14 protein-coding genes are annotated in these 17,185 nt (G+C 74.2%); 11 read left to right on the top strand and 3 right to left on the bottom strand.

Features of this window, described 5'->3' with window-relative positions:
• The first annotated feature begins 312 nt into the window (after positions 1-312).
• From ACIBIW_RS27310 to ACIBIW_RS27280, 7 genes are all read left to right on the top strand, one after another.
• Positions 313-798: a hypothetical protein gene (locus ACIBIW_RS27310; RefSeq protein WP_399339708.1), complete on the top strand. Its 486-nt coding sequence runs from the start codon at positions 313-315 to the stop codon at positions 796-798.
• Positions 795-3,098, top strand: a complete 2,304-nt coding sequence (locus tag ACIBIW_RS27305) for a TOMM precursor leader peptide-binding protein (RefSeq protein ID WP_399339707.1) — start codon at positions 795-797, stop codon at positions 3,096-3,098. The genes ACIBIW_RS27310 and ACIBIW_RS27305 overlap by 4 nt, the downstream gene beginning before the upstream one ends.
• A 92-nt stretch (positions 3,099-3,190) precedes the next feature.
• Entirely contained in the window at positions 3,191-4,588 is a 1,398-nt protein-coding gene (locus tag ACIBIW_RS27300) for a sensor histidine kinase (RefSeq protein WP_399339706.1), read from the top strand.
• A 135-nt stretch (positions 4,589-4,723) separates the two neighbouring features.
• Positions 4,724-5,338: a DNA-binding response regulator gene (locus ACIBIW_RS27295; RefSeq protein ID WP_399339705.1), complete on the top strand. Its 615-nt coding sequence runs from the start codon at positions 4,724-4,726 to the stop codon at positions 5,336-5,338.
• Between the two features lie 201 nt (positions 5,339-5,539).
• Positions 5,540-6,424, top strand: a complete 885-nt coding sequence (locus tag ACIBIW_RS27290) for an aldo/keto reductase (protein WP_399339704.1) — start codon at positions 5,540-5,542, stop codon at positions 6,422-6,424.
• Between the two features lie 615 nt (positions 6,425-7,039).
• On the top strand, positions 7,040-7,426 hold the full coding sequence (locus ACIBIW_RS27285; RefSeq protein ID WP_399339703.1) for a hypothetical protein: 387 nt from the start codon (positions 7,040-7,042) through the stop codon (positions 7,424-7,426).
• Positions 7,427-7,689: 263 nt separating this feature from the next.
• Positions 7,690-7,992 (top strand): hypothetical protein, encoded by a 303-nt coding sequence (locus tag ACIBIW_RS27280; protein WP_399339702.1) that lies wholly within the window; start codon positions 7,690-7,692, stop codon positions 7,990-7,992.
• A gap of 44 nt (positions 7,993-8,036) precedes the next feature.
• Here ACIBIW_RS27280 and ACIBIW_RS27275 read toward each other — a convergent pair whose 3' ends face one another.
• Positions 8,037-8,708, bottom strand: a complete 672-nt coding sequence (locus ACIBIW_RS27275; RefSeq protein WP_399339701.1) for a PepSY domain-containing protein — start codon at positions 8,706-8,708, stop codon at positions 8,037-8,039.
• A 153-nt stretch (positions 8,709-8,861) separates the two neighbouring features.
• Here ACIBIW_RS27275 and ACIBIW_RS27270 point away from each other — a divergent pair, with 153 nt between their 5' ends.
• The gene (locus ACIBIW_RS27270; RefSeq protein WP_399339700.1) at positions 8,862-9,521 is read left to right on the top strand and encodes a response regulator transcription factor; all 660 of its coding nucleotides are present in this window, start codon (positions 8,862-8,864) and stop codon (positions 9,519-9,521) included.
• Positions 9,518-11,026, top strand: a complete 1,509-nt coding sequence (locus ACIBIW_RS27265) for a sensor histidine kinase (protein ID WP_399339699.1) — start codon at positions 9,518-9,520, stop codon at positions 11,024-11,026. The genes ACIBIW_RS27270 and ACIBIW_RS27265 overlap by 4 nt, the downstream gene beginning before the upstream one ends.
• Before the next feature lie 3 nt (positions 11,027-11,029).
• Here the strand turns inward: ACIBIW_RS27265 and ACIBIW_RS27260 are convergent, their stop codons facing one another.
• A complete protein-coding gene (locus ACIBIW_RS27260) occupies positions 11,030-11,515 on the bottom strand; it encodes a MarR family winged helix-turn-helix transcriptional regulator (protein WP_399339698.1) in 486 nt (161 codons plus the stop codon).
• 225 nt (positions 11,516-11,740) lie between these two features.
• On the opposite strand from ACIBIW_RS27260, the gene ACIBIW_RS27255 reads away from it, so the two are divergent.
• Positions 11,741-13,030, top strand: coding sequence for an amidohydrolase family protein (locus ACIBIW_RS27255; protein ID WP_399339697.1), 1,290 nt, complete (start codon positions 11,741-11,743; stop codon positions 13,028-13,030).
• A 35-nt stretch (positions 13,031-13,065) separates the two neighbouring features.
• A complete protein-coding gene (locus ACIBIW_RS27250) occupies positions 13,066-13,590 on the top strand; it encodes a GNAT family N-acetyltransferase (protein WP_399339696.1) in 525 nt (174 codons plus the stop codon).
• A 64-nt stretch (positions 13,591-13,654) separates the two neighbouring features.
• On the opposite strand, the gene ACIBIW_RS27245 is transcribed toward ACIBIW_RS27250, so the two are convergent.
• Positions 13,655-16,738: a discoidin domain-containing protein gene (locus ACIBIW_RS27245; RefSeq protein WP_399339716.1), complete on the bottom strand. Its 3,084-nt coding sequence runs from the start codon at positions 16,736-16,738 to the stop codon at positions 13,655-13,657.
• Positions 16,739-17,185 lie beyond the last annotated feature (447 nt).

Below are 17,185 nucleotides of genomic sequence, written 5' to 3'. Positions count from 1 at the left end.
GACGCGCCGCGTCGACTCCCTCCTCCGCCTTGCGACCGCACGCACCGGACCACCCCGACCCCGCCCTCCAGGCGGACGACGCTCTTTTGAAGACATTCCCTAGGGGCCGGACGGGCCCCGCGGCGCTCCGCCGCCTCCGGCGCCGACGGCTCCCCAGGACCCCGGAACCACACGTTCGGGCATCGCGCATATGAAACCCTCATGCCGCGCGAATGAGTCCGGCACTGTCCGGCCGCCCCCTCGGGCAGCAGAATCCTGAGCCACGGGACGTTGAAACAGCACTCTCGCACAGACTCAGGAGGGGGATCTCCAGTGGAGACTGTCAGGAAGAACGCGAAAGCTGAGAGCACTGCCCGTACCGCAGGTCCGACGTCCTCTGAGCACCAGTTCGCGCTGCTCATGGCCCGTGCGGGTCTTGAGCCCGAGCTGGCCGCCCGCTACGGCACCGACCCGCTCGCCGTGCTCGCCGAGTTCGGACTGCCCCCGGCCGCGGGCCACGCCGACCTGGCGCGGCGTGGCACCGGGTTCCGGCTGATGATCGAGAACCTGGACCGGCCCGTCAGGCCCGCGGGCCCCGGGTACGGGTGCGCCACCGGGGTGGCCGCCGCCCCCACCGGCATCCCCGGCTCCGCCGACACCGCCTACGGCTGCGCGACCGGCGTGGCCCCGCTCCCCCACGACGACCTGGCCTACGGCTGCGCCACCGGAGTCGCCCCCCTCCCCCACGACGACTTCGCCTACGGCTGCGCCACCGGTGTCGCACCGCTGCCGGTGCCCGAAGAGGCGGCGCTTGCATGACTCTCGCCGGGGGGATGACCGGCACCGAGCTGCCGGTGGGATTCAAGAGACACCTGCGGGTGGAGGTCGTCCGGGGGGACGCCGTGTATCTGCTCTCCGAGGACGGCACCACCGCGCTCCAGGGGCACGAGGTGCAGCAACTCGCGACCCTGCTCGACGGCACCCGTACACTGCCCGACGTGCTGCGGGAGGCGGCGGCCTCGGTGCCGCCCGCCGCGGCCGCCGGGGTGATAGCCGAGCTGGCGAGGGCCGATCTGATCGGCTACTACGACCCGGCGGTGGACGCGCCCACGGAGGCGTTCTGGGAGTGCGCGGGCCTGGACGGCGCGAGCGCCGTCGCGTCCCTGCTCAGCACCCCGGTCGAGCTGGTGACCCTGGGCCGGGTGGACGCAGGGGCGGCACGCGCGGAGTGCGCGTCGGCCGGGCTGCGGATGGCCGCCGAGGGCGACGCGGACCGCGGGACCGCGCTGACCCTGGTCCTCTGCGACGACTACCTCGACCCCTGCCTCGCCACCGTCGACCGGCGCAACCGCGCCCTCGGCAGGCCCTGGCTCCTCGCCAAGCCGTGCGGCGCCGAGATCTGGGTGGGCCCCGTCTTCCACGCGCCCGACGGTCCCTGCTGGACGTGTCTGGCGCACCGGCTGCGCGAGCACCGCGTCTCGCGCACCCCGGTGCTGCGCGCCCTCGGCCTCGCCAGCACGGTGCCGGTGCCCGAGGTCTCGCTGGCCCCCGGCCGGGCGCTGGGACTGCACTCCGCGGTACTGGAGGCGTCGAAGTGGGTGGCGGGGCTGCGCTACGAGGGCCAGCGGGCCATCCACGCGCTGGACACCAGAAGCCTGGCCATCACCCAGCACCAGGTGCGACGAAGACCGCAGTGCCCCGACTGCGGCGACCCGGGCCTTGTCACGGCCCGGGTGCGGCGCCCCTTCACCCCGCGCTCCCGTACCAAGACGGCGCTGTCGGGGGCCCCGGCCGCCTCCGGCGGCAACCACAGGGCGCACACGCCCGCGACGGTACTCGCCGCCTACCGGCACCTGGCCGACCCGGTCACCGGGGTGGTGGCGGAGCTGCGCAGGGCGGCGAGCCCGGTGGACGGCCTCGAACGCTATGTCTCGGGCCGCAACCTCGCGCTGCGCGGCGGCGGTTCCCTCGCCGGGCTGCGCGGCGGGCTGCGCGGCCAGAGCGGCGGCAAGGGCACCACGGCGCAAGAGGCGGAGGTGGGAGCGCTCTGCGAGGCACTGGAGCGCTACAGCGGAAGCCGCCACGGCGATGAGCCCGTGGTGCGCGACTCGCTCAACGGGCTCGGCGGGCAGGCGCTGCACCCCAACGCCTGCCAGCTCTTCGCCGACCGGCAGTTCACGGACCGCGCGCGGTGGAACGCCGCGCACTCCGCCTTCCAGCGCGTCCCGCCGCCGTTCGACCCGGGCGCGCCCCGCGAGTGGACGCCCGTGTGGTCGCTGACGGCGGGGACCCACCGGCTGCTGCCGACGTCGATGCTGTACTTCGGGCCGCCGCCGGGCGGTGTGCCCTGCGCGCCCTGGGCCGACTCCAACGGCAACGCCGCGGGCAGCACCCCGGAGGACGCCGTGGTGCAGGGCTTCCTCGAACTGGTGGAGCGGGACGCGGTGGCGCTGTGGTGGTACAACCGGCTGCGCCGGCCCGCCGTGGACCTGGACGCCTTCGACGAGCCCTGGCTCGCGCGGGCCAGGGACTCCTACCGCGCCATCGGGCGCGAGCTGTGGGTGCTCGACCTCACCGCCGACTTCGGGGTGCCCGTGATGGGCGCGGTCTCCCGGCGCGTCACCGGCGGCCCCGAGGCGCTCTCCTTCGGCTTCGGCGCCCACTTCGACCCCCGGCTCGCACTGCGCCGCGCGGTCACCGAGACGGCGCAGCTACTGCCCCCCGACGACGGCCGCCCGACGGCCGGTCTGGAGCACGCCGATGACGAACTGGGCCGTTGGTGGCAAGAATCCACCATCCAGAATCAGCCATATCTCACGCCTGATCCGGCGGAAGTCCCCCGCACCGTGCCCGACTACGCATATCGGCCGCGGACCGACCTCAGGGACGACATACTCGCGGCGGAGCGTCTGGTCAGGGAGCACGGGATGGAACTGCTCGTACTCGACCAGACCCGGCCCGACGTGGGACTTCCCGTGGTGAAGGTGATCGTCCCCGGTATGCGTCACTTCTGGGCGCGCTTCGCCCCCGGGCGCCTTTTCGACGTCCCCGTACGCCTCGGCCTGCGCGACAGACCGACGCCGTACGAGGATCTGAACCCCGTACCGCTCTTCGTGTGAGGCGGCCGTCCGACATGCACACTCGATCCGGTGGACAGCTTGAGGCCATACCATGCGGTCCGCCACCACAAGTCCCGGGCGAGGAGGCGGTCATGGCGACGCACGACCATGTCGGGAAAGAGGGGAGACGGGGAAGACGGACGGCCGCGCGGCGACCGGAAAGCACCGTTCCGCCCGGCGCGGGCGTCAGGACGCGGCATCTGCTCGGCGCCCTCGCGCGCCGCGGCGAGGAGCCCGGGGGCGACGCGCTGCCGCTCTCCCCGAGGTCGCAGACGCCGGCCCCCAGGATGGCGCGCGCCATCATCGTGGTGGCGCTGGCGTGCTACGGCACCATGACCGTGCTCAACGTGATCAGGACGCATCCGCCGACGTTCCGGCTCGCCTGCTGTATCGCGCTCGTGGTGCTGGTCTTCACCGTCCAGTACGCGGTGTCGTCCCCGTCCGCGCGGCGCTGGCCCGGGCGCCGCAAGGGGGCGGTGCTGCTGGTCCAGGTGGCGCTCACCTACGCGCCGCTGGTCTGGTTCGGCACCAACTGGGGCAGCATGGAGGGCCCGCTCGCCGCCTCGCTGCTGCTGACGCTGCCCGCCCGTTTCGGCTGGCCCTGCTACGGGCTGCTGGTCGCGTTCATCCCCGTCTACAACGTACTGGCGGGGGCCACGTACGACCTGGTGCTGTACTTCACGATCTCGGGGCTGCTGACCGGGCTCGTCATCTACGGACTGACCCGGCTGACCGACCTGGTGCACCAGGTGCACGCCACCCGGGAGGAGTTGGCCCGGATGGCGGTGACCCAGGAGCGCCTGCGGTTCGCCAGGGACCTGCACGACCTGCTGGGCTACAGCCTGTCCGCGATCACGCTCAAGGGGGAGCTGATCCAGCGGCTGATCACGGCGCGGCCCGACGCGGCCGCGCAGGAGACGGACGGGCTGCTGAAGGTGGCCAGGCAGGCCCTCGCCGACGTGCGCCTCGTCTCCAGCGGCTACCGCGACATGTCCCTGGCCGACGAGGCGCAGGCCGCCGGTGCGGTGCTCGCCGCCGCGGACATCCGGGCGGTGGTGGACGTGCCGCTCGGCCGGCTGCACCCGCTGGTGGACACGGCGCTCGCCACCGCGCTGCGCGAGGGCGTCACCAACGTCCTGCGGCACAGCAGGGTCCAGGAGTGCGGGATACGGGCCGTGCTCGAAGGCGAGACGGTCCGCCTCAGCCTGGTCAACGACCGTCCTGACGAGCAGCACGACCCCGAGGGGGCCGCCGTGCGGACCGGCGGCGGCAGCGGTCTCGACAACCTCCGCACCAGGTTCGCCGCCATCGGCGGCGGCCTGGACGCGGGGGTCGACGGCGAGGGGCGCTTCCGGCTCGAGGTGTGGGCGCCCGCCAGGCCCCAGCACCGGGACACCGACTCCCCGGTCTTCGGCGCCCCCGGCCCGTCCGGGGCCCCGCGGGACGAGGAGCGCACCGCGCACGAGGGCGCCGCGGGGCGCGCCGCCTGACCAGCGGGCACCCCCGCGACGGCGCCCGCGCACCGGGCGCTCCCCGCACCACCGGCACGCCGCACGGCAGGCGAGGCACCGTGCACCGCCGCGCCCGCGGCACCTTCGGGACCCGACGAAGCGGGAGGGGGAGAGATGAGGTCGATACGGATTCTGCTCGCCGAGGATGTGCACCTGATCCGGGGCACGCTGGTCGCCCTGCTCGAACTCGAACCCGACTTCCAGGTCGTCGCGGCCGTGGACCACGGCGACGCGGTCGTGCCGACGGCCCTCGCCTCCCGCCCCGACGTGGCCGTCATCGGCGCCGGCCTCCGGGGGCACGACGGGCTCGTCGCCGCGGGCCGCCTCCATGAGCGGGTGCCGCGCTGCCGCACCCTGATCCTGACGAGCCTGGGCGCGCCCGGGGCACTGCGGCGGGCGATGGCCGCCCGGGTGGGGGGCTTCCTGCTGAAGGACGCGCCACCGGAGCGGCTGGCACTCGCGGTGCGCGCGGTGGCCCGCGGCCAGCGCCTCATCGACCCCGAACTCGCCCGCACCGCCTGGGAGTCTCCCGGCAGCCCGCTGTCCGCGCAGGAGCTGACGCTGCTGCGGTGCGCGGCGCGCGGCGGCGACACGGCCGCGATCGCGGGCCGGCTGCGCCAGTCCCGCAGGGGGGTGCGTATCCGCCTCGCCAGGATCGCGGCGAAGCTCGGCGCACGGACCGACGTCGAGTCCGTACGCATCGCGGAGGAGGCGGGCTGGATTCCCTGACACGGGCCGCGTTCCGTATCGTGGCACGGCCCACCGTAAAGCCGTTCCCGCCCGGGCCCCGGGAAAGTCCGCCCCGCGGCCGGTAGGGAGCGGTGCGGGTGGGCACCCGGGGGGCGCCGGGCGTACCGAGGGCCCGGTTGCGTACGGCGGGCGGCTCGCTAAGGTGAGCCGGGCCCGCATCGGCCAACGGAAGGACACACCGTGACCTCGACGAACTCCGGTAACCCGACGCCCTCGGCGGTGCACGGTGGGGGGACGTTCCGGCTCGGGGGCGACCTGCCGGTGCACCGCCTCGGCTTCGGCTCCATGCAGCTTCCGGGGCCCGGCGTGTGGGGCGAGCCCCGTGACCCCGACGAGGCGGTGCGGGTGCTGCGCAGGGCCGTGGACCTCGGCGTGGACTTCATCGACACCGCGGACTCCTACGGGCCGGTGGTGGCGGAGCCGCTGATCAAGAAGGCGCTGCATCCCTATCCCGAGGGCCTGGTGATCGCCACCAAGGCGGGTCTGACCAGGCAGGGCCCGGACCGCTGGTTGCCGGTGGGCCGCCCCGCGTACCTCCGCCAGCAGTGCGAGATGAGCCTGCGCCATCTCGGGGTGGAGCGGATCGACCTCTTCCAGTTGCACCGGATCGACCCGCAGGTGCCCCTGGACGAGCAGGTGGGCGAGCTGAAGCGGCTCCAGGACGAGGGCAAGATCCGGCACATCGGGCTGAGCGAGGCGAGTGTCGAGGATATCGAGGCGGCGTCGAGGACCGCCCGTATCGTCTCCGTGCAGAACCTGTACAACCTCTCCGACCGCTCGTCCGAGTCCGTGCTCGACTACGCGCAGCAGCACGGCATCGGCTTCATTCCCTGGTTTCCGCTGGCCACGGGCGCGCTCGCGGCGGACGGCGGTCCGCTGACGCGGCTGAGCGCGGACTACGGCGCGAGCGCCTCCCAACTGGCGCTCGCCTGGCTGCTGCGCCGCTCTCCCGTGATGCTGCCCATCCCCGGCACCTCGTCGGTCGCGCATCTGGAGGACAACTGCGCCGCCGCGGCGATCCAGCTCGGCGACGAGGAGTTCGAGCAGTTGGCACGCGCCGTGTGACGCCACGCCCCGGTAAGGGGCCCGATCCGCCGCGTCGGCGAACTCCCCGGTGAGTTCGCCGACGCTTTCTTGTTCTGCACACCAAACAGGAACGTTCGCTAGATCGAACGCGGGGAGTCGGTCAACTCACCTCCGTCTGCGCATTCTTCTCGCAACCCTGCGCACCCGTACGCCCATTGACAGGGTTGTGGGCAGATCCTAGTCTTCCATCGTTCTCCATACCGAACGGTCGGTGTTCGCTGTTCGCTGCGCGGAACACCCGACCGGCGCCGACTGGGCCGACCCGGCGAAGCAGCCCACCGGGCAGAAGCTGAGGATCGCCGTGGTCGCCGTCGACTTCCCCGACCAGCCGTTCGTCATGACCCGGCCCCAGCACAGCGACGACTTCGGCAACCCCCAGATCGACCCGGCACTGCCGAACGCCGTGCGCAGCCGCTACACCGGCTTCACCTCCTGGAAGGCCGCTCCCAGCTCTGGGGCAACTCCGGCATCGGGCAGGGCGAGAGCTCCGGCACCATCACCCACGAGATCTCGCACACCTTCGACATCGGCGACAACAACACCAATCCCTACGCGGAGCACTACCACCGCGCGGGCACAGGACCCTTCGACCTGATGGACCAGGGCTCGTTCAACGGCCCCGGCGGCCCGCGCATGCGGTGGGTGGTGCCCGCCACCGAGGGGGCCGCGATGCCCGCGGGGCAGACCGTGCGCACCAAGACCAAGCTCGGCTTCGTCGACGACGCACAGATACTCCACCTCTCCAAGGACGCCCTCGCCACCAGCGGCCTCGCGGTGTTCGACGTCGAGGCGCGCTCCGCGAAGACCGCGCGCGGCGACATCCAGGGCGTACGGGTCGACTTCGGCGAGGACCGCACACCCGCCTGCGACGTCGACGAGGACCCGCTGTGCGCCGGGCCGGGGTTCACCGACTACACCGTCGAGACGGTGCGGCGCATCGGCGCCGACTCGTTCACCCCCGAGGGCGACAGTTGCGGCTAGCTCTGCTTCAGCCGGATGGTCGACGCCAACCCGCAGGACATCCACAAGGTCGACTACTACGAGCCCGACGGCAGCCCGGTGATGCGCTCGATCGGCGACTACCGCCAGTTGAACGACGGCCTGTTCCACGCGGGCACCCGCTCGGGCAGCGCGTACGAGTACACCGACAGGGCCAACGGGCTGCGCTTCTACGTCGTCGGCAAACACACCGACGCCGACGGCGAGTTGCTGTACACCGTCTCGGCGGCCGCACCGAACAGGGCATGTGCCGCTTCCCCGTCGCCCACACCGGGAAGTACCGGGGCGCCGGGGAGAAGGGCCCCGAGGGCGTCGGCGCCTCTCCGCACTCCGACGTCTACCGCCTGGCGGCGAAGGTCAGCGGCACGGGCTGGCGCGCCGCCCTCCCCAACGAGCTGGCCACCGCCCGCTTCGGCTCCGGCACCACGGTCGGGGTGGCCGTCGACGCCTCCCACGCGACGAGCCGCGACGCGCGTGTCACCCTGACGGCCACCTCGGTCGACCACCCGTCGAAGAAGGCCACCGTCGCCTGCACGGTCGCCAAGTGAGCGGGTGAACGGGCGAGCCGGTGACCGGGTGAGCCGGTGGCCGGTCAGTCGTCCGGCTCGTGGGTGAGGCGCGCACCGTCGAGGGACACCGCCCAGTCGTCGCCCCCGGGGCCGGTCTCCACGCTCCAGTGGCCGTGGTTCTCCTCCTCCAGGTCCACCGACACGACCGTGCCCTTCGCGGCGGCCACCCGCGCGGCCCGCGCGGCGGACGTGGCGCCGCCGCCGAGCAGGCGGCGGGCGGCTCGCGCGTCGTCGTCCTCGCCGCGCTCGGGACGGGTGCGCAGCACCGTACCGTCCGACGGGGCGATGTCGAGGTGCCTGAGCGTCCCGGCGCGGTCCAGGATCTCGACCTCCCACACCAGCCGGCCGTCCGGGTCGTCGTCGATCTCCGCGGAGACGGCGCGGCCCGGGGTGTGCGAGAGCGCCCGTGCCAGCGCCTCCGGCGCCGGGAGGCGGCGCGCGGCGGCGGTCTCGGCGCGGTGCTCGGCGGCGTCATGCGCCGCGTCGTCGCCACCGTCGCCGTGGTTGTCGTGGTCGCCGTGGTTGTCGTGGTCGTCGTGGTCGTCGTGGTCGTCGTGGTCGTCGAGACTGGCGTCGTCGACACGGTGGCCGTCCGCGCGGGGCGGGCCGCCGTCCTCGCCGAGCGCCACGGCGGCGCCCCCTGCGGCGAGGACCGCGGCGGCGGCGAGGGCGGCGAGTACGGGCTTGCGCTTCATGGAGACCTCCTGGGAGTACGGGTGACCGGCCGCGGAGCGTGCCCTATCGGTGCCGCCCCGTCGTCCACCCGCCCCAGGCTGTCCCCCGCGCGCTGAAGGTCTCCTGAAGCTTCCTGAAGGCTCGTTCAGGAACGATTTGGCAGTCTTGACGCCATGCGCCTGCTGATCGTGGAGGACGAACGCCGGCTCGCCAGGTCCCTCGCCCTGGGCCTGGGCGCCGAGGGGTATGTCGTGGACGTCGTCCACGACGGCGCCGAGGGCCTGCGCCGCGCCACCGAGGGCGACCACGACCTGGTCATCCTCGACATCATGCTGCCCGGCCTCAACGGCTACCGCGTCTGCGCCGCGCTCAGGGCCGCCGGGTACCGGACGCCCATCCTCATGCTCACCGCGAAGGACGGCGAGTACGACGAGGCCGAGGGGCTCGACACCGGCGCCGACGACTATCTGACCAAGCCGTTCTCGTACGTGGTGCTGCGGGCACGGGTGCGGGCGCTGCTGCGCAGACGGGGGCGGAGCGTGCCGCCGGTGCACGAGATCGGCCGGCTCACCGTGGACACGGGGGCCCGCCGGGTGCGCGTCGCGGGCGAGGAGACCGCGCTCACCGCGAAGGAGTACGCGGTGCTCGAACACCTCGTGCTGCGGGCCGGGCAGGTCGTGACGAAGGCCGAAATCCTCGACCACGTCTGGGACTTCGCCTACTCGGGCGACCCCAATATCGTGGAGGTCTACGTCAGCGCCCTGCGCCGCAAGCTGGGGGCGGACGTGATCCGCACGGTCCGGGGCGCGGGGTACGTACTGGAGCGGCCGTGACGCGCGTACGCGGGCCCGGGTTCCCGGGCACGGTGCGGGCGCGGGCGACGGTCGCCGCCACCCTCGTCGTCGCGGTGGTGCTGGTCGCCGCGGGGGCGGCCGTCGTGCTCTCGCTGCGTGCCAACCTCGACGACCGTGCCGGTGCCGACGCCGAGTCGGCGGCCCGCAGGGTCGCCGCCAGGATCGCCGCGGGCACCCCCTGGGACGCGCTGGACCTGCCGGACGACGACGACGCGCCCGTGCAGGTCGTGGACGGCGCGGGTGACGTACGCGCGGTCAGCGAGGATCTGGAGTCGGTGACCGGCACCGGCACGGACGGTGTCCGCCCGGCTCCCGGGCCCGCCCCCGGGCGCGGCACCATCGACGACGACACGGACTTCGGCACCGGCGATGCCGTCATCGACGGCGACCGCGCGACCTACCGCTGGGCGGCGGTCGAGGTGAAGCCCGCGACGGCGGACACCTCGGACGACGACGGCGGAGAGGACCGCGACGAGGACGAAGGGGACGACGACCGTGGAGGGAGGGGCGCGGAGGAGGACTCCAACGGCGGTGACGGTGCACGGGAGTTCACGGTGTACGCCGGGGCCCCGCTCGACGCCGCGCGCAGTGCGGTGCGTACCGCCGTGACGGCGATGCTGATCGGGCTTCCGGTGCTGCTCGCCGTCGTCGCCGCGGTCATCCGGGCCGTGCTCCGCCGTGCGCTGCGCCCCGTCGAGGGCATCCGCGCCGAACTCGCCGCCATCACGGCCTCCCGCGACCTCGGCCGCCGCGTCCCGCAGCCCGCCGGGCGGGACGAGATCGGCACGCTCGCCCGTACCACCAACGAGACGCTCGCCGCGCTGGAGAGCGCCGTGGAGCGGCAGCGCCGCTTCGTCGCGGACGCCTCGCACGAGCTGCGCAGCCCCATCGCCTCGCTGCGCACCCAGCTCGAAGTCGGCGCCGAGCACCCCGCGCTGCTCGACGTGCCGGGGGCCGTGGCGGACACCGTCAGACTCCAGCGGCTCGCCACGGACCTGCTGCTCCTGGCCAGGTTCGACGCGGGCGAGCGACCCGCGGACCGTACGGTGCGGCTCGCCGGGCTCGTGGAGCGCGAGAGCGCGGCGCGCGGGCTGGTCGCGCGGGTCGAGCCGGGCGCGGGGGCATGTGCCGTGCGGGGCTCCGCCACCCAACTCGCCCGCGCCCTGGGCAATCTGCTCGACAACGCGCGCCGCCACGCACGCTCCGAGGTGTGGGTCGGGCTGCGGCGCGACGGCGGCCACGCGGTGGTGACGGTCGCCGACGACGGCCCCGGTGTCCCCGCCGCCGAGCGGGAGCGGATCTTCGAGCGGTTCGTGCGCCTCGACGACGCCCGCGCCCGTGACGGCGGCGGCGCGGGCCTCGGCCTCGCCATCGCCCGCGACGCCGCCGCCCACCACGGCGGCACCCTCACCGCCCGTGAACGCCCCGGCGGCGGCGCCCTCTTCGTCCTGCGACTGCCACTGGAGGGACCCGCCCAGGTGTGAGCCTCAGGCGGCCCCGTCGTCGTCGGCGCGGCCCTCGCAGGGGGTGAGGCGGTCGATGGTACGGGCGCTCCACTCCCGGATGGTCGCGGCCTCCTCGGGGGTGAGCGGGTCGAAGAAGTGGCGGCGGACGGTGTCGCCGTGGCCGCGCAGGGCGGCGTCCGCGACCCGCCGTCCGCTCGCGGTCAGGCCGGTACGGGTACGGCGGCCCGCCGCGCCCTCGGGCCGCGCCACGAAGCCGCGCTTCTCCATGCGGGTCAGCAGGTGCGAGACCCTGCTCTTCTCCCAGTCGAGCGCGCTGACGAGGTCGCAGACGCGCATGGTGTGGGCGGGGGCGCGCCAGAGCCTGACCAGCACGCTGAACTCGGCCTTCGAGATGCCGTGGTCGCGCTGGAGGCCCCGTTCGAGTTCACGGGCGAGCAGGCGCTGGGCGGTGGTCCAGTCGTCCCAGAACTCCCACTCCCCCGGTTCCAGCCCCTCGGTCTGCGACATGCCCGAATCGTACCGGGCACGCCCAGTGCACCCCTCCTAGCCAGTTGACGTATCAACTACGCCCCTTCTAAAGTTGATACGTCAACTCACGCTTCGGGAGGACACCGTGACACTCCGCACCGCCGCAGGACCGGAACCCGGGGCCACGGGTCCCGACGGCACACCTCCCGCCCTCCGGGGCGTACACCGCGGCCCCGGGGCCACTACGAGCGCGGCGGGTGCCCGATGAGGACACTGCTGCGCGGCGGCATGGTGGTCAGCATGGACCCGGAGGTCGGCGACCTCCCCCGGGGCGACGTGCTCGTCGAGGGCGAGCGGATCGCGGCGGTCGCGCCCACCGTGGACGCCGCGGACGCCGAGGTGGTGGACGCCTCGGGCAGGATCGTGATGCCCGGCTTCGTCGACACCCACCGGCACACCTGGCAGACCGCGTTCCGCGGCGTCGGCGCCGACTGGACGTTCGCCCAGTACCGCGTCGGCATGCACGGCACGCTACGGCCGCACTACCGGCCGCAGGACGTTCACCTGGGCAACCTGCTCGGCCGGATCGAGGCGGTCGACTCGGGGATCACCACCCTGCTGGACTGGTTCCACTGCTCCGACCGCCCCGAGAACGCCGACGCCGCGATCGACGCCCTGCGCACGGCACCCGGCCGCTCGGTGTTCTGCTACGGCGCGGGTACCCCGGAACAGCCCGACATCGCCGCCGAGATCACCCGGGTACGCGACCAACTCCCCGGCGACGCGATGGCGTTGGGCCTGCGCGGTCCGCTCATGTCCACCCTGGACACGACCGCCGACGATGTCGCGCTCGCGCGGGGGCTCGGGCTGCGGGTGAGCGTGCACCTCACCGGCGGCGCGCCCCCTTCCCCGCGCCCCGTCGCCGCCATGCGCGACCGCGGGCTGCTCGACGACCGCACCACCGTCGTGCACGGCAACGGCATCCCCGACGACGAGGTGGCGATGCTGGCCGACGCCGGATGCTCGGTGTCCGTCAGCCCCGACGTCGAGCTGAAGATGGGGTTCGGCCCGCCCGCCGTCGCCGGTGTGCTCGCCGCCGGGATACGCCCGTCGCTCTCCATCGACGACTGCCCGTCCGCGGGCGGCGACATGTTCTCCGCGATGCGCACCCTGCTCGCCGTGCAGCGCGGCCTCGACGGCGGCCTCACCACGCGCGACGTCCTCGGGTTCGCCACGGTGGAGGGGGCGCGCACGCTCGGCCTCGGCTCCCGCACGGGCAGTATCACCGTCGGCAAGGACGCCGACCTGATCCTGCTCGACGCCGAGGCCCCCGCGGTCTTCCCGGTGGGCAACCCGGTCGGCACGGTCGTCACAGCGGGCCATCCCGGCCTGGTGGACAGCGTCTTCGTACGCGGGAAGGCGGTCAAGCGCGACGGAAAGCTCCTCGGTGCGGACCTGCCCGCCCTGCGCGCACGGCTGCTGGAGTCCCGGGAGCGGATCGCCGCGGCCGCGGGCGTCGCCGTCGACGGATCATGGACACCCGAAACCCCGTGAACGTCACCACACCGCGTCCCTCATAGGATCGCCGGATGCCACAGGTACGCCCCATGCGGGAAGAGGACATCGACGCCGTCTCGGCGGTACGGGTCGGGGGCTGGCGCGCCGCCTACCGCGGCATGGTGCCGCAGACGTACCTGGACGCGCTCACGGTCGACGAGGACGCCCGCGGGCGGCGCGAGATGTTCGCGCACGGCAGCGGCGACGTGCTGAACCTGGTCGCCGAGGACCGCGGCGCCGTCGTCGGCTGGGCGGCGCTCGGAACCTCCCGCGAGGCGGACAGCGGGCCGGACGACGGCGAACTGCTCGCCCTCTACGCCGCACCCGACCGCCTCCGCGCGGGAACGGGCACCGCGCTGCTGCGGCACGCGCTGGCCGCCGCCCGCGAGCGCTCGTACGACGCACTGGTGCTGTGGGTGATCGCCGCCAACACCGGGGCCCGCCGCTTCTACGAGCGGCACGGCTTCGCACCGGACGGCGCCGCCTCCGACTGGCTGGTGGACGGCACCGCCGTCCCCGAACTCCGCTACCGCACCCGGATCACCCCGGCGCCCTGAGGCGCCCCGGTGCCGGGCCGGTTGCCGTGCGGGCGGTGGCACGCCCGGCAACCGGTCCCGTGGGTCAGCTCACGGAGAAGCCCACCAGGCGGGCGGCGCCGTGTCCGCCGGAGGCGTCGGTGGCCAGGGCCACGTACCGTGCGGTGGTGTCCGTGCCGAGACGCCGTGTCCTGCCGTGCCCGGTGAGACGCCCGGCGCCGCGGTAGGAGACACCGTCGTCGCTGAACTCCGCGCGCAGCCCGGGCACCCGGCCCCCGGTCCACTCGGCGCGCAGGTCGCGGACCCGCAGCCGGGCGCCGAGGTCGACGACCATGCGGCCGCCCGGGCCCGGCGTCCACGCCGTCCCGGGGTCGCCGTCGACGGCCGCCGCCGGGTCCGACATCCCGGGCGGGAGGGGGTTGGTCGGGAACGTCGTACGGCCGAGGGCCAGGTCGGCCAGCGGGTAAGCGGTGGCGCCGCGCAGCCTGACGGTCGTGGTGCGCCCGGCGCGGACCGTGGCGGACGCGCTCACGCCCTGCCCCGTCACCCGCACCCGGCAGGAGGCACCGCCGAGCCGCACGGTCGCGGCGTCCACGACCTCCGCCCACAGCCCCACGGGCAGCCGCCCCCCGGAGAGCGGGCGCACCGTCAGCCGGGGCGCGAGCACGGCCGCTGACGCGGCGGCGAGCCCGGCCTCGTAGACCGTGCCGTCATCGGTCACGGTCTGCCGCCCCTCGTACAGGGCGACACGCGAGCGGGCCTGCGGAAGCCGCACCGTGGTGGTGACCGCGCGGGCGCCGAGGTTGAACAGGCTCAGATGGTCGTCCGTGAGCGCGGCGCGCACCGCGTCGTCGGCCGCCTCGGGCGCGGGGCGCGCCGCCAGGTCGCGCAGGGTGGCGGCGGAGGCGCCGGGCAGGCCCTCCACCAGGAGCGGCGCCGCGGGCCCGTCCGCCAGCACGACGGAGTCCCCGTACACGGCGAGCCGCCGCTTTCCGCCCCGTACGAGCAGTCCCGCCCTGCCGTCCACATCGAGCCAGCCGCCCTCGCTCACGGCGTCCGGCTCCGGCCACGACGCCAGGTCGTCCCACCGCTCGCCGTCGGCCGAGCCCTGCACGGTGTACGCGCGCCCCGCCGCGGCCTCCCAGCGCAGGGTCACCCGGTCCACCGAGCGCTCCTCGCCGAGGTCCACGGCGAGCCAACTGTCCGCGCGCCGCCGGTCGGCCACCGACACCGCCCAGCGCGTCGACGCGTCGCCGTCCACGGCGAACCCGGGGTCCTTGCCGGTGTCGTGGGAGGACGCGGTGGCCGCGGCGCCGCGCGCGAGGTCCGTGCCGTCCGCCCCGTCGCGCGCCTCGAACGCGTACAGCGAGTACCCGTACGCCGGGTCGGGCAGGACGCCGAGCATGCGCAGATGGCGCACCCGGGTGCGCGGGAAGGCGACGTCGTCGACGCGCGGCGCCGCGGCACCCGACGCGTCCGCCGCCTTGACGGTGGCGCTGCCCTCGGCGAAGCGGTAGGTGCGCGAGCCGGTCAGCCCCGCGACCCCCGGCATGGTGAGGTTGTGCACCTCCAGGTGCCCCTCCCCCGCCGCGGTGCCCGTGGTGGCGTAGACGACGGCCCCGGACGGCAGCGTGGTGAGGCCCGCGGTGCCGGTGCCGAGGCGCAGCACGGTCGCACTGCCGTCGAACCCGTCCCTGAGCCTGCCGTACGTGCGCACCCCGCGCCCCTCGACCTCGGCCCCGGTGCCGGGCAGGAACATGGGCGTGGCGCCGCTGAGTCTGAACAGCCAGTCGTCGTGCGCGGGCTGCCAGGCGAACTTCACGAACCCGGGCTTGCTGACCGCGCCCGCCCAGGCGCCCGGGGACTGGTGCGACACGAGCCCCGGGCCCTCGCCGAAGTCGGTGACGCCCGAGGCCCGCCTGAACAGCTCCTGCGCGCTCAGCGGGCGCACCGTGCGGCCCCGTCCGGCCGCCCACTCGTGCAGCAGGTAGCTGATGGCCACCTCGGCGCGGGCCTCCGGCTCGTACTTGGGCTCTCCCGAGAACTTCGCGAGCCGGTACTCGGGCGGGTACTTCTGGTACGAATCGAGCCGTTCCGCAAGGGCCGCCTCCGCGCGCGCGGCCGCACGGTCGCCGCCCACCTGGGCGAGGAAGGCGAGCGGGATGACGTCGCGCCCGTAGAGGTGCTCGCGGTCGTTGACCATCGGCATCAGCGGCTCGCCCGCGTCGCTCATCACACCGAGGAGGGCGCGCCACAGCGGGTCGGCGTTGGGCTGCTCGGTGAGCACCTGCGGCAGCGGACGGCCCGCGGTGATGAGGTGGGCGGCGTTGCGGCCCGAGGTGCGCCACAACTCCTCCTGGTAGTGCGGTCCGAAGGAGCCGTGGTTCTCGACGATGAAGGTGTCGTACAGGTTGCGGGAGGTGTTGTCGGAGACCGGGACCCCGTCGACACGGGCCGGGTTGGCGAGGTCGGCCGGGGGCAGGCCCGCCTCGTTGCGGGCCCAGGTGCCGAAGTCCTTCTCCCAGGCGGCGTGCCGCGGGTCGTCGGCCGCCCAGGCGAGCGCGGGGGCGAGGGACTGGGCGTAGACGCCCATCTCCTCCAGCTTGGTGTCCCCGACGTAGCCGCCGTCGAGGCCGTGGGGCGTCCAGTCGCCGGAGCCGGGGTCGTCGCCCGTGCCCAACCCGGTGGTGTAGGCCGCCTGTTCGCGCACGATGGTGTCGACGTTCTTCCGGGTGGTGTCGTCGAGTTCGTCCCAGAGCAGCCGGGCGGCGAGGACGAAGTAGAGCTGGAAGGTGGTGTCGAAGAACAGGGTGCGGCCCCACTGGGTGCCGCCGGTGAGCCGGTTGGACGCGGCGAAGTGCCGGATGGTCGCGAGGGTGCGCTCGCGCAGCGTCCTTTCGTCGGTCCCGGCCAGGCCGGCGTCGTAGGTGCCCCGGGTGAGCAGGAGGGCGTTGCCGAGCACCACGGCGAAGCCGAAGTCCTTGTCGGTGTAGTAGCCGCGGGTGTCGTCCCACTGGGTCTCCGACCAGCGGGTGTGGCTCAGCAGCACGCGGTGGTACGTCGCCGCCACCTCGTCGGGGGCGCCGCCGCCCTTCGGGCGCCCCTGCGCGCGGGCCGTGGTGCCTTCGAGGGCCGTGGGGAGGGTGGCGAGCGCAGCGGAGGCGCCCATGAGCTGGACGAATCGGCGCCGGTCGAGCGGGAGGGGAGGGAGGTGCGGCACGGTCGAATGCCTCTCTTGACGCGAGGGGGCCTGATCTGACGCGGGACGGGGACAACGCCGTCCGAAGCGGCTTCGACAGCGCCGAAACACTTCGACAACGTTGTCAACAGCGCTGTAATTCTTCATCCGCGGGCTTCCGACCGTCAAGAGGTGTGACATGAGGGACGTCCGGGACAGGTGGGGGCAGGCCGGTCGCGGCTCCTGCCGTCGCGCCTCTTCCTGAGGTCGCGGCTTCTGCGTGAGGGGTGTGGCGGGGCGGCGGTGTCTCCCCGGCAGCGGCGTGGTGGGCGGCCGCGTCTTCGGCGGAGGTGGCCCGGTGGGCGGGAGCGTCCGGTGGTGCCGCTGTCACGGTCGCCCGTGGGCGGGCCCTCGACTACCCTCGTCGCAGACACGGCA

The sequence above is a fragment of the Streptomyces sp. NPDC050560 genome (genome assembly GCF_044457285.1).
Classification (GTDB): domain Bacteria; phylum Actinomycetota; class Actinomycetes; order Streptomycetales; family Streptomycetaceae; genus Streptomyces.
This window is presented reverse-complemented; position numbering and strand designations above follow the sequence as displayed.